This is a genomic window from Parasphingorhabdus sp. JC815, from assembly GCF_040717415.1.
In the GTDB taxonomy this organism is placed as follows: Bacteria; Pseudomonadota; Alphaproteobacteria; order Sphingomonadales; family Sphingomonadaceae; genus Parasphingorhabdus.
Genome location: NZ_JBFEFM010000006.1, coordinates 24107 through 38748, shown reverse-complemented (window position 1 = coordinate 38748; position 14642 = coordinate 24107). Strand labels below are relative to the sequence as shown.

At 51.3% G+C, this 14642-nt stretch carries 17 protein-coding genes; 7 read left to right on the top strand and 10 right to left on the bottom strand.

Annotation, left to right across the window (positions count from 1 at the left end; genetic code table 11):
- The first annotated feature begins 35 nt into the window (after nt 1–35).
- Nucleotides 36–1163 carry an MBL fold metallo-hydrolase gene (locus AB1K62_RS12945; RefSeq protein WP_367004123.1) on the top strand — a complete coding sequence of 376 codons (1128 nt, stop codon included), beginning with the start codon at nt 36–38 and terminating at the stop codon, nt 1161–1163.
- A gap of 30 nt (nt 1164–1193) precedes the next feature.
- On the top strand, nt 1194–2198 hold the full coding sequence (locus AB1K62_RS12940) for an NADP-dependent oxidoreductase (protein ID WP_367004121.1): 1005 nt from the start codon (nt 1194–1196) through the stop codon (nt 2196–2198).
- On the opposite strand, the gene AB1K62_RS12935 is transcribed toward AB1K62_RS12940, so the two are convergent.
- The 4 genes from AB1K62_RS12935 to AB1K62_RS12920 form a co-directional block, all read right to left on the bottom strand.
- A complete protein-coding gene (locus tag AB1K62_RS12935; protein ID WP_367004119.1) occupies nt 2188–3426 on the bottom strand; it encodes an MFS transporter in 1239 nt (412 codons plus the stop codon). The two genes, AB1K62_RS12940 and AB1K62_RS12935, sit on opposite strands and share 11 nt — an antisense overlap.
- Nucleotides 3427–3551: 125 nt before the next feature.
- Nucleotides 3552–3953 carry a MucR family transcriptional regulator gene (locus AB1K62_RS12930; protein WP_367004117.1) on the bottom strand — a complete coding sequence of 134 codons (402 nt, stop codon included), beginning with the start codon at nt 3951–3953 and terminating at the stop codon, nt 3552–3554.
- A gap of 257 nt (nt 3954–4210) precedes the next feature.
- A complete protein-coding gene (locus AB1K62_RS12925) occupies nt 4211–4864 on the bottom strand; it encodes a CoA transferase subunit B (protein WP_367004116.1) in 654 nt (217 codons plus the stop codon).
- Nucleotides 4861–5568 (bottom strand): CoA transferase subunit A, encoded by a 708-nt coding sequence (locus AB1K62_RS12920; RefSeq protein ID WP_367004114.1) that lies wholly within the window; start codon nt 5566–5568, stop codon nt 4861–4863. The genes AB1K62_RS12925 and AB1K62_RS12920 overlap by 4 nt, the downstream gene beginning before the upstream one ends.
- A gap of 101 nt (nt 5569–5669) precedes the next feature.
- On the opposite strand from AB1K62_RS12920, the gene AB1K62_RS12915 reads away from it, so the two are divergent.
- Nucleotides 5670–6758, top strand: a complete 1089-nt coding sequence (locus AB1K62_RS12915; RefSeq protein ID WP_367004112.1) for an esterase-like activity of phytase family protein — start codon at nt 5670–5672, stop codon at nt 6756–6758.
- Between the two features lie 18 nt (nt 6759–6776).
- On the opposite strand, the gene rpmB is transcribed toward AB1K62_RS12915, so the two are convergent.
- Complete coding sequence (gene rpmB, locus AB1K62_RS12910) at nt 6777–7064, bottom strand: 50S ribosomal protein L28 (protein ID WP_367004110.1); 288 nt, start codon at nt 7062–7064, stop codon at nt 6777–6779.
- Between the two features lie 162 nt (nt 7065–7226).
- On the opposite strand from rpmB, the gene AB1K62_RS12905 reads away from it, so the two are divergent.
- Nucleotides 7227–7400, top strand: a complete 174-nt coding sequence (locus AB1K62_RS12905; RefSeq protein ID WP_367004108.1) for a YqaE/Pmp3 family membrane protein — start codon at nt 7227–7229, stop codon at nt 7398–7400.
- Between the two features lie 57 nt (nt 7401–7457).
- Nucleotides 7458–7910, top strand: coding sequence for a tRNA adenosine(34) deaminase TadA (tadA, locus tag AB1K62_RS12900; RefSeq protein ID WP_367004106.1), 453 nt, complete (start codon nt 7458–7460; stop codon nt 7908–7910).
- A gap of 17 nt (nt 7911–7927) precedes the next feature.
- Here the strand turns inward: tadA and AB1K62_RS12895 are convergent, their stop codons facing one another.
- Together AB1K62_RS12895 and AB1K62_RS12890 are read right to left on the bottom strand one after the other, a co-directional pair.
- Entirely contained in the window at nt 7928–8728 is an 801-nt protein-coding gene (locus AB1K62_RS12895) for a LytTR family DNA-binding domain-containing protein (protein ID WP_367004105.1), read from the bottom strand.
- Entirely contained in the window at nt 8725–9954 is a 1230-nt protein-coding gene (locus tag AB1K62_RS12890) for a histidine kinase (protein WP_367004103.1), read from the bottom strand. Before AB1K62_RS12890 ends, AB1K62_RS12895 begins: the two co-directional genes overlap by 4 nt.
- Nucleotides 9955–10053: 99 nt before the next feature.
- Between AB1K62_RS12890 and AB1K62_RS12885 the strand changes: the two genes are divergently transcribed.
- The gene (locus tag AB1K62_RS12885) at nt 10054–10635 is read left to right on the top strand and encodes an HD domain-containing protein (protein ID WP_367004101.1); all 582 of its coding nucleotides are present in this window, start codon (nt 10054–10056) and stop codon (nt 10633–10635) included.
- Nucleotides 10636–10664: 29 nt separating this feature from the next.
- On the opposite strand, the gene AB1K62_RS12880 is transcribed toward AB1K62_RS12885, so the two are convergent.
- Nucleotides 10665–11216 (bottom strand): helix-turn-helix domain-containing protein, encoded by a 552-nt coding sequence (locus AB1K62_RS12880; RefSeq protein WP_367004100.1) that lies wholly within the window; start codon nt 11214–11216, stop codon nt 10665–10667.
- A gap of 254 nt (nt 11217–11470) precedes the next feature.
- Between AB1K62_RS12880 and AB1K62_RS12875 the strand changes: the two genes are divergently transcribed.
- Nucleotides 11471–13564: a bifunctional (p)ppGpp synthetase/guanosine-3',5'-bis(diphosphate) 3'-pyrophosphohydrolase gene (locus AB1K62_RS12875; RefSeq protein WP_367004099.1), complete on the top strand. Its 2094-nt coding sequence runs from the start codon at nt 11471–11473 to the stop codon at nt 13562–13564.
- A gap of 197 nt (nt 13565–13761) precedes the next feature.
- Here the strand turns inward: AB1K62_RS12875 and AB1K62_RS12870 are convergent, their stop codons facing one another.
- Both AB1K62_RS12870 and rpsU read right to left on the bottom strand, forming a co-directional pair.
- Nucleotides 13762–14334 (bottom strand): FKBP-type peptidyl-prolyl cis-trans isomerase, encoded by a 573-nt coding sequence (locus tag AB1K62_RS12870; RefSeq protein ID WP_367004098.1) that lies wholly within the window; start codon nt 14332–14334, stop codon nt 13762–13764.
- A gap of 95 nt (nt 14335–14429) precedes the next feature.
- Nucleotides 14430–14636, bottom strand: a complete 207-nt coding sequence (gene rpsU, locus AB1K62_RS12865) for a 30S ribosomal protein S21 (RefSeq protein WP_367004096.1) — start codon at nt 14634–14636, stop codon at nt 14430–14432.
- Nucleotides 14637–14642 lie beyond the last annotated feature (6 nt).

Here is a 14642-nt window from a genome sequence, read left to right as displayed (position 1 = left end):
TCTGCTGAATAATAGGGCCAATATCGGGGGGAGATATGAAAAAACTCGGGGTCGGGCTGCTCGCACTTGTGCTGCTGGTTGTGGCTGCGGGCGCCATTTTTCGTGAACAGATAGGCGAGAGAATATTTGTCCGCGCCGTCGATAAAATGGTGACGCGTGATGTTATCGGTGATCTGCCAGACGGCATGCACGTCGTGCTTTGCGGAACCGGATCGCCGCTCCCCGATGCAGCGCGGGCCGGTCCTTGCTCGGCTGTGATTATTGATGGCAAGATGTTCGTCGTTGATATTGGCGGCGGCGCGGTGCGTAATATGGGGCTGATGGGCCTTAATCCCGGAGCAACCGAAGCCCTGTTACTCACGCATTTCCACAGCGACCATATTGACGGCATGGGAGAATTATTGCTGCAACGATGGGCCGGTGGAAACCGGACAGAGCCTCTGCCTGTGGTAGCGCCAGAAGGCGTTGAGCCAATCGTGGAGGGCATTAACGCCGCTTATGCCGCAGATGTCACATATCGCGTTGCCCATCATGGGGAAAAGGTCATGCCGCCATCAGGTGCCGGTGGCATTGCCGTGCCATTTGCTTTGCCCGAACAGGGCGTTGAGCAAGTGGTTTATAACCGCGAAGGTATAAAGATTACTGCTTTTCCTGTTCATCATATACCCGTTATTCCGGCGGTCGGTTACAGGTTTGATTATAAGGGCCGATCCGTTGTGTTCAGCGGGGACACATCCAAAAATAACGCTATCGAAAACGCCTGTAATGGCTGTGACATATTGGTGCATGAAGCGCTGAATAGCGAAATGGTCGGCATTGTGCAGACAGCGATGAAAAAAGCAGGGCGATCTGGTCCGGAAAAAATAATGGCAGATATTCCGGATTATCACACCACGCCTGTGCAAGCAGCGGGATCAGCGCAGACGGCCAAGGCAAAGATGCTGGTCCTCACCCACATCATTCCGGCGGTTCCCGTTGATTATCTGAAATCCTATTATCTTAAAGGGGTTGATGATGTTTTTGACGGGCCGGTTGTGCTGGGCGAAGACGGTATGCTGTTCACGCTTCCACCCAATAAGACCAGCCCCGCCAATAAGACCAGCCCCGCCAATAAGAGCAGTCCCGCTAATAAGAATAGTATCGAACAGGGGAAACTGCTCTAAATTGTCCGTCCACAACAAGGGACAGGAACAATGACGCAGAACTACTATTGGCGATTGAACAAACGGCCAGAGGGTGATGATGTTGCCGGTGCGCTCTCTCTGGAAACTGAAGCCATGCCGGAAATTGCCGACGGTCAGATACTGGTCAAAAGCGCCTATTTGTCGATGGATGCTGGCACACGCATGTGGATGACAGAGCGGGAGGACGGCTATCAACCGCCGCTGGAACTGGGCACGAAAATGGTCGGTCTGGTATTGGGATATATTGTTCGGTCTCGTCATGCGGACTTTGCCGAGGGCGATCTAGTGCGCGGTTTTGGTCAATGGGCGCGCTATTCCGTTATCGAGCCGGAGCTTGCCGGACTGGTCAAGGTTGACGGGGGTATCAGCGATATCAAACAACATTTCGGAGTGTTGGGTTTCAATGGCTGGACTGCTCTTTGGGGCATTCAGGAAACTGCCGGAGTAAAAGCAGGGGACAATGTTCTGGTTTCGGCAGCGGCTGGCGCAACGGGCGTGCTGGCATGTCAGATTGCCAAGATTCTGGGGGCTAATGTCTATGGTCTGGCGGGTGGGCCGGATAAATGCCGCTGGCTGGAAAATGATCTGGGCCTAACCAGGGCTATTGATTATAAAAATGACGATATAGCGCAGGAACTGGCGAAAGTTGATGGCGGTATCAATGCCTATTTCGATAATGTCGGTGGACCGATTCTCGATGCTGTGCTGCCGAATATGGCGCTTTATGGCCGAATCGCTTTGTGCGGATTGCTTGCACAATATAGTGGTGACGGACGCGGGCAGGGGCCGGTAAATTTTGACCAGATATTGATGAAGCGGTTGCGGGTCGAGGGATTTTTCTCTCCCGATTTTATGGATCAGGGGGAGCGGCTAAGCGTGCAGTTGAAGGATTGGCTGGAACAGGGACTGATCGATACGCCCTTTGATGTGACAGAGGGAATTGAAAATGTGCTATCTGCTTATGATAAATTATTCAGCGGCGGTAATATCGGCAAGGTTCTGGTCAAGCTTTAGCTTTGCGAAACCGCAAGCCCCAGACCGTAAGGCCCATGATCAGGCTGACAAATATAAGCGACATTGTAACTATGCCATTCCACCCGCCCCATGCATAAACCGAGGTACCCAGCCAGCTTGAAAGGCCGCCGCCGATAAACATGATGACGATATAGATGGTCATTAAACGAGTGCGGATTTCCGGTGCCCGGTTAAACAAAATCGTGCGATTGGAAATATCCATGGAGGCTCCGCCAAAACTGTTAACGATGATCGGCAGGATCAGCATCCAGAGGTTATTGCTTGCGAACATCAGTAAAATTACGCCAATTACCTGGGCAATGGCAAACAGGACGCGGGCATTTTCCGGGCCAATGCGGTCGGCCAGCCTGCCAGACCATGGCGCCGCGATAACATTGGTTACAGCCAGCAGCGCAAGATAGCCAACGACATCAACACCATAGCCCATTTGCGGGCTGGTAACGTGCAGGCCGATACCCAGCCATAGAGCGAGAAACAGACCAAAGGACAAGGCTTGCAGCAACCCTGCTAATAGCAGGTCAGGCATGGCTTTTATAATCGGCCAGAGCGAAGCGATCAGAGCGCCATAGCTTTCTTGTGGTTCGTCATCATCGCGGAATCTTTCATCCTTTTCCATGATGCGCGACAAGATAAAGAGCAGAACCAAGGTCAACAATGTGCCTACCCAATAAGCCGACCGCCAGCCGAAATAATGCCCCAACACACCTGCGCCCGCGCGGCTGCCAAGCAAACCGACGGTGATACCGGATGTCATAATGCCGGTAACATGGCCGATCCGGTCCGGGCGAACACGCTTGGTTACATAGGCAGGCAGCAGATAAGGGGTGATGGTTACAAAACCGAGCAGTGATGATGCTGCGACAAAAAGGCTGAAATTCTGTGCCGTAGCCATGGCCAATAAGGCGGCAAACTGGCCAGCGGCAAATGTCATGACCAGCTTGCGGTTGTTGACCCGGTCGCCGAGCGGCAACAATAATAATATACCCAGAGCCAAAGCAATCTGGTTAAGCGCAGGGACCAGACCGAGTAGCGATCCGTCAACACCAAATTCTGCTCCGACCGGGGCGATCAGTGGATGGATATAATAGCCATTTGCCACCGCCACGGCGCATGCCATGGCCAAAAGAAACAATTTTGTTTCGCTAATCCGGCGCGGTTGGGATTTGGTGAATGTTCGGGTGGCTTCGGTCAGATGTTCAGCTTTCACAGTATATTATAGTGCCTTGCCAGAAGGCGGCACTATAAATCATCTGTCTGTTTAGCTAGCATCAGCTCACTTCACCAGTGAATTGAGCATATTATATAGAAAAGCGCCAGTAAGCGCTGGCTGTCCTAATTTCGGCCTAAACCGATTTGGGTTGCCAGACCGCTACGCACTTTTGAATAGTTTGCAGATACCATGGGGTAATCCGGTGGAAGGCCCCATTTGGCACGATATTCTTCAGGGGTCATATTATAGCTTGTCATCAGGTGACGCTTCAGCATTTTGAACTTTTTGCCGTCTTCCAGACAGACAATATAATCCGGTTGGATGGAATCTTCAATCGGCACAGCCGGCTCTTGCTTTGTCTTTGCAGGAGCGCCGTCAGTAAGCTCCGCCATGGCACCATGCACATTGTTGATCAGCAATGGCAGGTCTGAAACGGCAACACTATTATTGTTGAGATGAGCCACCACAATCTGCGAGGTCAAAGCAATTAGTGTTTCGTTCATTCTATTATCAGCTTCTGTCATTCTGGTCCTGCATTTTCATCCAAGTTAAAATTACATCCATTATGGTTGTAATAATCAGATGTGCTTTATACGCGCAGAAATCAAGTCTTTATCGACCGATGAACCGGCCAGATAATTAGCGCCTCAGCAAGCTGGCATGAATTTCGCAGTCGACTTGGCAATTATCGTCCAAATATCGTCTTAAGACGGTTGAGCGGTGTGCATCATGCGCCAGATTTTCATGAGCGCACCAGTCATTCATGCTTTGATACAGGCTCTTACTGAATGTACCTCGCGGTTGTTTTATCCGCGACTTCTTCGGCAGTGACGCCCGGTGCCAGTTCGACCAGTTTGAACGGACTGTCATGGTCAGGGCGGTGAAATACACAAAGGTCCGTAACAATCATATCAACCACATTGGTTCCGGTAAGCGGCAGGGTACATTCCGGAATAAATTTGGGACTGCCATCTTTGGCACAATGATCCATCACGACGATGATTTTCTTGACCCCCGCAACAAGGTCCATAGCCCCGCCCATGCCCTTGATCATTTTTCCCGGGATCATCCAGTTGGCAATATCACCATTTTGCGCGACTTCCATCGCGCCCAGAACCGTAAGATCAATATGCCCGCCGCGGATCATCGCAAAACTGTCGGCACTGCCGAAATAGCTGGAGGATTTAAGCTCGCTAATCGTTTGCTTGCCAGCGTTGATAAGGTCGGGGTCTTCCTCTCCTTCATAAGGGAAGGGGCCAATGCCCAGCATGCCGTTTTCCGATTGCAGCGTGACCTCAACCCCGTCCGGAATATGATTGGCGACGAGCGTCGGTATGCCAATGCCCAGATTGACATAATAGCCGTCTTTCAATTCTTGTGCTGCGCGTGCGGCCATTTGATCGCGGGTCCACCCCTTGGAAGCATCAGCCATCATGTCGTCTCCCGCTGACGTGTCATTGTGAATTCGATTTTCTTGTCATAAGGTGAGCCGTCGATCAGCCGCTTTACATAGATGCCGGGCAGATGCACATGGTCCGGGTCAATGTCCCCCACTTCGACAATCTCTTCCACTTCGGCGACGCAGATTTTCCCCGCTGTAGCCATTGGAGCATTGAAATTGCGGGCAGTTTTGCGGAATATCAGATTTCCGGCCTTATCGGCTTTCCACCCTTTGATAAGGCATAGGTCGGCGTAGATGCCGCGTTCCATTATATAGGTTTGCCCGTCGAAATCCTTGTGTTCTTTGCCCTCCGCGACCTGTGTGCCGACCCCTGTCTTGGTATAGAAGCCCGGTATCCCGGCTCCCCCTGCGCGGCAGCGTTCGGCCAAAGTTCCTTGGGGACAGAATTCGACTTCCAATTCTCCTGAAAGAAACTGGCGTTCAAATTCCTTATTCTCGCCGACATAGGAGGAAATCATCTTTTTCACCTGACGCGAGCGCAGCAATTTGCCCAGACCTTCGCCATCAATTCCCGCGTTGTTAGAGGCGATGGTAAGATCTTTTGTCCCGCTATCCTGCACAGCGTCGATCAGCCGCTCGGGGATGCCGCACAAGCCAAAACCGCCAACACACAGATGCATACCGTCAAATAACAAGTCTTTCAGTGCAGTAGCAGCGTCAGGGTAGATCTTTTTCATACAAGGCCTTTCGCAATCATGGAAACTATCTCTAGCCCATCATCCGGATTAAGGTCCAGAATAGAATATATTTGCCGTTATTTATCGGTTATGGGCGTGCCGTGATCCGAATATTTGCCTGTATTTCATTATTTTTCTTTCTTGTTCCGGTAACTTATGTGCACGGACCGGTGCCGGACAGAAATGATGACCAATATATCCGTTTGAAACCGGTGTCTTTTGATTCAGGTTCTCGCACAAGGGCGGGCAGGCTTGAATTTTTGCGCGGATGGCGGCTGGAAAGCGATAATGCCGACTTTGGCGGTGTGTCTTCCATGCTCGCCTTGCCGGACAATCGCTTTATCATGTTGAGCGATGCCGGTGTCTTGATCGGCTTTACATTATCGCAGCAAGATGGGGATGGAGAAAGCGGGACAGCAAAGCGACCCTTCATTGCGCCTTTACCAGATGGACCGCGGCCAGAGAGTCAGTTTGCGAAAAAAAACTGGGACGCGGAATCGATAGTCCATGATCCTGAAACGGGACAATATTGGGTCGGTTTTGAACATGCCCATAGTATCTGGCGTTATGGGCCTTCCTTTGCGCGCAAAGAGGCCGCGCATAAGGTCAAGGCCATGCAGGACTGGCCGTTGAATGGCGGTGCCGAAGCGATGTTGCATATTGCTGGAAAAGCGGGAGAGCAGGGCCGATTTCTTGTTTTCTCTGAATCGGCGGATTTTGCTGAGGGTGCTTATCAGGCGTTGATATTTGATAGCGATCCGGCGGAAGAGAGCGCGGCAAAACTGTTCGGTTATCGTCCGCCAAAGGGATATGTCATCACCGATGCGGCATTATTGCCGGATGGACGGGCTGTGTTGTTGCACCGCCGGTTCAGGCCGCTGGAAGGCATTTCCGCTATTGTTTCTATTGGTGATCCGGCAAAAATCACGCCGGGTGAAGTCTGGAGCGGGGAACCTATCGCTACGCTTAAGTCACCGATGCGGGTAGATAATATGGAAGCAATCGCCGCGACTGTTGAAGGAGATGATACAATCATCTGGATAGCGTCAGATGATAATTTCAACCTGTTTCAAGAGACGCTGCTGATGAAGTTCCGGTTACTGCCGGTAAAGAAGAAAAGGAAAAGCCAAGCAAGCCGCAAAAAACCAAAAGCCGAGGCACGCCCCGGCTTTTCAGTGATTTCTAAATAAATACTGTAAAACAGTAATTTAGGCAGCGACCTGTTTTTTGCTGATTTCTTTTTTGATACGGCGCGCACGCAGGCTCAATTTGTCATCAGAGGTTTTGAGCAGCCAGTTATCCAGTCCGCCAACATGCTCTACCGAACGCAGACCATGGGTCGAAACGCGCAGTTTGACACCTTTGCCAAGAGCATCGGACAACAAGGTCACATTTTGCAGATTCGGCAAGAAAGTTTTCTTCGTACGGTTTTTGGCGTGCGACACGTTATTGCCTATCAGCCGAGTTTTACCTGTCAATTCGCAAATCCGCGACATCGTTTCTGTCCAATTTTTTATTAATGAGTGATTCCCGCAGGAAAGACAGCGCAATTAGCGGCAATTCGTCTGTCCGTCAAGCACCGGCCACCCGTAAACTTTCCTTTATTGCAACGAAACCTGGGTTGCTGCGTTTATTCACCAGACGAAGAAAGGCAAAATATGATAATTTTAAAAATAATCCTCGCTATCCTTCTGCCGCCGCTGGGCGTTTTTATTCAGGAAGGGTTGAACAGTAATTTCTGGATCAGTGTGGTCCTTACTCTCCTTGGTTACATCCCGGGAATTATCTTTGCGCTGTATATCTTGCTGGCCAAAGGTTCTGTACGCGTTTGATTAGCCTTTGATAAATCATCTGGCCCGCTTTGCCAAACCGGCTTAAAGCGGGCGGTGATGGACCGGACCCGGACATATATGCACCGCGCCCTTGTGCAAGCGCGTAACGCGGCATCGGCTGGCGAAGTGCCTGTCGGAGCTGTGGTCGTGCGTAAAGGTGAAATTATTGCCGAAAGCCATAACCAGCCGCGCGGCACCAGCGACCCTACCGCCCATGCAGAGATACTTGCCCTGCGCGCTGCTGCGGCAAGGCTGGGAACAGACAGGCTGACCGATTGCGACCTTTGGGTAACGCTGGAACCATGTACCATGTGTGCCGGAGCCATTGCCCATGCGCGGATCAGGCGTCTTTATTATGGCGCAGCAGATCCAAAAGGCGGCGCGGTGGATAGCGGCGTTAATTTTTTTGCCGCCGCCACCTGCCACCATGCTCCCGAAGTCTATTCCGGTTTCGAAGAAGCCGAATCTACTGCGTTGCTGCGCGAATTTTTCAAAGACCGCCGCGATTAAGCGCGTCTATATCATGCTTAATGCACAAAGCGCGCTACGACATCGCGGTAACTACGGCTTACCTTTACTTGTGCGCCAGAGCCAAGGACCAGAAAACATTCGCCATTGGTATGCGGTTTTACTTCGCGGACCTGACCCAGATTGACGATGGTTGAGCGATGGACCCGCTGAAAATTGCGGGGATCAAGCCGCTTTTCCAGATCTTTCATGGTTTCGCGCAGGATCAGCGAATTATCGGCGGTATAGATGCACATATAATCGCCAGCAGCATCAATGCGTTCAATCGTATCAACATCGACCCGGAAAATCTGGCCACGGTCTTTGACGTTAATCAGTTTTTCATAGCGGCTGGACGCGGCTGGTTCGTCGGAATTCTCCAGATCGGCCATGGCAGCGGGAGCCACTTCGCTAAGCACATTTTTCAGCTTTTCGATCTCTTCGGCGCCGCGTTTTTCGGTGAGGCGGTTACGGACCCGTTCCAGCGCATCAGCCAGCCGGTCCGGTTCAACAGGTTTGACTAGATAATCAATCGCTTCTGCTTCAAAAGCCCTGACCGCATGATCGGCATAGGCTGTCACGAAAATAAACAAGGGCGGTTCGATTTCCATGATACCCTGCACCACCGAAAAGCCGTCAAAGCCCGGCATCTGGATATCGAGAAAGACCAGATCGGGCTTCAAAGTCTTGATCTTGCGAATCGCTTCGCGGCCATTGCTGCAAGTATCGATAACTTCGATATCTTCAAATTCGGCTAAACGAATCTGTAGGCCTTGAGTGGCGAGTTTTTCGTCATCGACCAATATCGTTTTTATCGTCATGAGTTTAAGTCCTTTTGGTGTGATAAAACCGCGGCAGGGTTCGTGACGAGATTCCCTTGGTTTTTATCAGATGCATGCTCCCCAAATATGGCTTCGTTCCTGATTTGCTCAATCGTCGCACTATCTTGCGCGGCTTCTCTTTCAATCTGTTGTCTTGTCTCAAATGGCAATGAAATAGTGACAGAAAAGCCGCCCCCTGCAGATGATTTGGTTTCGAACGTATGGGCTTCTCCATAAGCCTGGTTTAATCTCTCCTGAATATTTCCCAATCCCACACCCGTAGAACCGCTTGATTGGCCGGGCATATTATTTTTTCCGGGTCCGGTATCGGATACTTTTATCCTCACTTTGCCGTTTTTAAGCCGGGCGGAAACCGAAATATCGGCGCCTTCCTCCATCGGAGTGACGGCATATTTAATCGCATTTTCGACAAGCGGTTGTAACAAAAGCGATGGCAACAGCGCATTGCGAACCGCTGGGTCAATATCGAAACTGGGCCGCAGCCGTTCTTCAAAACGCATTTTCTCAATATCGAGATACAGATGGAGCGTTTCCACCTCTTGCGCCAAAGTTACACGGCTATGCACTTCATTGACCAGCGTATGTCGCAGGAAAGAAGACAGGCGCGATAACATGGCATTGGCCGGTTCAGTCTGTTTCAGCAGCACCAAGGTTGAAATACTGTTGAGCGTGTTAAAAAGGAAATGGGGGTTAAGCTGATAACGCAACATAGCCAGTTGCGCGCGGGTAGCCTGTGTTTCCAGCCGCAAAAGCTGGTCGTTCTGTTCCTCGACCCGCAAAAAGAAATTGATGGCATAATAAAGTGCTGACCACGCGCCGAGCAGAGTCAGATCAACAAAGACATAGCCGATGAACAAAGTAGCAAAACCGGCTTCGATTGACGGGTTTTGAATGATGAATACCCATGCATCAATAAAGGCGAATATCGCCGTTGCGATAAACAGGCTGATGATAGTCGTGACCCACGTTATAATCGGCTTTTTGTGAATAAGATTCTGGTAAACCACTGATAAAAGCAGTGAAATCGAATAGCCGACAATAGTTGAAATAATGATCGGCAACAGAAAGCTGAGCGCTTGCCCATTGGCTATGCCGGATATTGCGCGCAGCGCGAGAACACCGGCCCATCCCGCGGATTGCAGGTTCCAGAATGCCCGGTTTTTATTGCCGAAAAAGGGCTGGGGACGGATTTCCATAACGGCCATAGGCCTTTCTATAGCGTGCCATTGCCGATTGGGAAAGAATCGCATAACATTGGTCTAGTGAAACGCACCGTAAAGAAATGTGCGAGCAAGGAGAGAGATATGGGCGGTCCCAACGAATTACGAGCAAAATTTTCTTCGATGGAAGAAGGCACAGAGGAAGACTGGAGCATTATCAGCGGCCATTATATGCCTTTTGCGAGCAAGGTCGCGGACCGTGTGTTGGATCATCTGCGCTTGCTGGACGGGGATTATGGCGGGTTTCCGGTCGATAGACTGGAACACAGCCTGCAAACCGCAACCCGCGCGCATCGGGACGGGCGACCTGATGATTATGTCGTCATGGCTTTGCTGCACGATATTGGCGATACATTATGCACGTTTAATCATCCCGATGTCGCCGCCGCGATCCTGAAGCCCTTTGTCAGTGAAAAACTGCACTGGATTACCGAGAAACACGGCATATTCCAGGGCTATTATTTTTTCCATCATCTCGGGCAGGACCGCGATCTACGCGAACAGTTTCGTGGTCATGAACATTTTGAAGACTGCGCCGAATTTTGTGAAAAATATGATCAGGCCGCTTTTGACGCCAATTATGATAGCGCGCCGCTGGAGTTTTTCGAGCCGATTGTTAAGCGCGTCATGGCCCGCCCGCTAAACAGCATCTATGTAAAGGAATAAGCGCATATTTCACTCGCGGAGAAGCGCCTTCAGGCTGCGGATGGTTCGCCCAGTTCTTTTAACGGGCGAACCACCATATCGCCACGGTCGGCAGAACAGCCATCTTTGCCGGATGAATGGTTTCTAAGCTCTGCCTCGTCAATCCAGCAGAGATCAGCCAGACCCAATATCCGGTCATCATGGGCGCGGATAGAAATCCGGGCAATCGGTTGACGGTCCTTGGCATCGGCCAATACCGGATTTGACGGCACACCGGTCTCCCATTTCTCGCCCCATTGGCGAATGGCGACTATCACCGATAACAAGTCCGATCCTTTTTCAGTCAGGCGATATTCGACTTTGCGGCGGTCATGCTCACAGGGGCGGCGGGACATAATGCCTGCCTCAACCAGCCGGGTCAGACGATTGGCCAATATGTTGCGTGCAATGCCGATTTCCGATAGAAAATTCTCAAAATGGCGCACGCCATTGAACGATGCGCGCAATATCATGAAACACCAGCGTTCCCCGATTACCTCAAGCGAAATGGGTAGGGAGCAGCCTGTTCCAAGCTCGGCGAGATTTTCCGTCAGTTTTTCCATAACTCTTATCTAGACCAGTTTTGTTCAAACCCAAAAAAAAATATAAGTATCCGATTGCAACCTATATTCAGATCAATTAGATATTCTATTGCAACCTATATTCCCCATGACCGGTTCTTCCCTCCCCCTTGGTGATCACGAAAGGGGTCAGCCGGTCACACTAAAGCGTTGAAGCTTTGTCTTTCCCGTAGAAAGCGTTGCTTCAACGCTATTTTTTTGTTGCCCCGCCACGCAAAGCCAGACAGTTTATAGCTGTGTTAAGACAATATGAACTTGTAGAGCGCGTACGCAGCTATGACCCGGAAGCGGATGAGGATCTGCTTAACCGCGCTTATGTATTTTCTGTCCAGAAGCATGGCAGCCAGAAACGCGCGAGCGGGGACCCTTATTTTAGCCATCCTATCGAGGTGGCCGGTTTAATGACCGACCTCAAGCTGGACCAGCAGACGATTGTAACCGCTTTGCTGCACGACACAGTGGAAGATACGCTGACCACTGTTGAGGAGATCGAGAAACTGTTCGGGGCAGACATAGCCCGGATGGTGGATGGCGTGACCAAATTGTCAAAAATCGAGGCACAGACAGATAATGAACGTGCAGCGGAAAATTTACGCAAATTCCTGCTCGCCATGTCCGATGACATCCGTGTGCTGTTGGTCAAGCTGGCGGACCGGCTGCACAATATGCGGACGCTGCATTTCATTAAAAGCGAAGAAAAGCGCAAGCGCATAGCCCATGAAACCATGGATATATATGCGCCGCTGGCAGAGCGCATCGGCATGTATGAATATATGCGCGAGATGCAGCTTCTGGCGTTCAGCCATTTGGAGCCGGAGGCTTATGAGACAATCTCCGGACGGTTAGATGCGATTAAAAAGGGCGACGAGGGCCAAGTCCAGAAAATTGTCCGCTCACTGGAAAAGGCGCTGGCTGCTGGTGGGCTGTCCGCGGAAATCAGCGGGAGGGAAAAACACCCCTATTCCATCTGGCGCAAAATGCAGGAGAGGCACGTCAGCTTTGAACAATTGCCCGACATCATGGCGTTTCGGGTGATTACCGACAATAGCTCGGAATGTTACCGTGCGCTGGGCATATTGCACCAGAAATGGAAAATGGTTCCGGGCCGGTTCAAAGATTATATCTCGACGCCCAAGCGCAACGGCTACCAATCGCTGCACACCACGATCATGTACGGCAATAATATGCGCGTAGAAATACAGATCCGTTCGTTGCGTATGCATAATGACAATGAATTCGGGCTGGCGGCGCACTGGGCCTATAAACAGGGAGGCAGCGGGCCAGACGGTCAGGCAGGGTGGATCCGTGATCTTATCGAAATATTGGATCATGCCGAGGATGCTGAAGAGCTGCTCGAAAACACGCGGCTGGCGATGTATCAGGACCGGATATTCGCCTTCACGCCCAAAGGCACATTGCTACAGATGCCACGCGGCGCGACGACTGTTGATTTTGCCTATGCGGTGCACACGGACCTTGGCAACCAGACGGTCGGGGCCAAGGTCAATGGCCGCCATGTGCCGCTGAGAACCCAGCTTGCCAATGGCGATGTTGTTGAAATATTGAAATCCGATGGTCAGGAACCACAGCCCGGTTGGCTGTCCTTTGTCATAACCGGCAAAGCCCGCGCTGCGATCCGTCGGTTCGTGCGTCACAAAGAGCGGGACGAGATAATCGAAATCGGCACCAAATTATATGAAGAGATTATACAGCGTTTGCCCGGAAAGGTCGGGGACAAGGCATTGAAAGCGGCGCTGAAACGTCTTGATCTGGAGGATAAAGACGATCTGATGCTTGCAATCGGCACCCGCAAGATTAGCGACCGTGAAGTTATGGAAGCGATAATGCCGGGTAGCGCAAATGACGATGATGATGACCGCGAATGGCCGGAACAGGACAGGGCAATCTCTATTAAGGGCTTAACCCCCGGCGTGGCATTTGATCTGGCAGAATGCTGCCATCCGGTTCCCGGCGACCGGATAGTCGGCCTGCGCCGGAGCGGCGCGAATGTCGAAGTGCACGCGATTGACTGTTTCAAGCTGGCGGATGGCGTTGATGCCGACTGGGTTGATTTAAGCTGGGGCACGGAAACCGACGGCGCGGCGGCGCGGCTAATGGTGGTCATTCATAACAAGCCCGGCACATTAGCGGAAATTACCGGAATATTTGCTTTTCACAATGCCAATATTCTCCGGTTGCGTATGACCAATCGTGACGCTCCGTTCCATACGTTCGAGATTGATCTGGAAGTGCATAATGTCCACCATCTGATGCGGATATTATCAGCGCTACGGGCATCGGAAGCGGTGGCGCAAGCCGAGCGGCTATAGCGCCGATGCAGCATGATATTCGGGGGTCAGCCCGCCTTGCACGCCATTTCCGCGAAAGCGGGAATGACAGGTGTAGGAAGAACGGGTGATAATTTAAAACTGCGCCCGATATCGTGGTTCGACGGGCGCACCGCTAGCGGATGTTTGATTAGGATAATCGCCAATTATCGAGGCGGCTATTGATGTAATTGCGGCTATTACTGGCCGGGCATTTGGCCCTGTTGCTGCATCTGCTGCATCTGTTGTTGCAGCTCCTGCATTTGTTCCGCCGAGATAAAATCAATAAGCGTCACGTCAAAGATCAAAACAGAATTGGCAGGCAATTCAGGGCCGGGAGATTGCTCTCCGTAGCCGAGCTCTGACGGTATCCATATCCGGTATTCGCCGCCTTTTTGCATCAGTTGCAAGGCTTCGGAAAAGCCGGGAACCACGCCGCCTACTGGCATAGGGGCCTGTTCGTTGGCATCGAATATTGTGCCATCACGAAGCGAACCTTCATATTTTACCAATGCGGTATCGGTCGCGGTCGGTGAGGGGCCCTCGCCGGGTTTCAGCACTTTATATTGCAGGCCCGAATCGGTCGTAATGACGCCGTCTTCATCTGCATTATTGGCCAGAAACTGTTCGTTACTCGCCCCTGTTTCCACAGCAGATTGTGTGCCTGCATAAGCAAGCGTGCCTGCAAACAAAAGAACCAGCACAAGCCCGACCCACAATTTGGTCATTGACCCTTTTTTGATTGGCGGGATGGGAACAGTGGTTACAGACATGTCGGATTACCTATTCAGAGCTGCCAATTTCAAAGCTATTTGTGCATCAAAAACCCGTATCGGGCAATGTCAGACTAATATGCAATGGGACGGATTTAAATAATTCCGTCGCGTTCCATCCGCTTGCGCTCCATTTTGCGGGCGCGGCGAACAGCGGCGGCCTTTTCACGGGCGCGCTTTTCGGAAGGCTTCTCATAATGCCGACGCAATTTCATTTCGCGATAAACGCCTTCACGCTGCAATTTCTTTTTGAGCGCCCGAAGGGCTTGATCAACATTATTATCGCGAACCATGATTTGCATAAGACT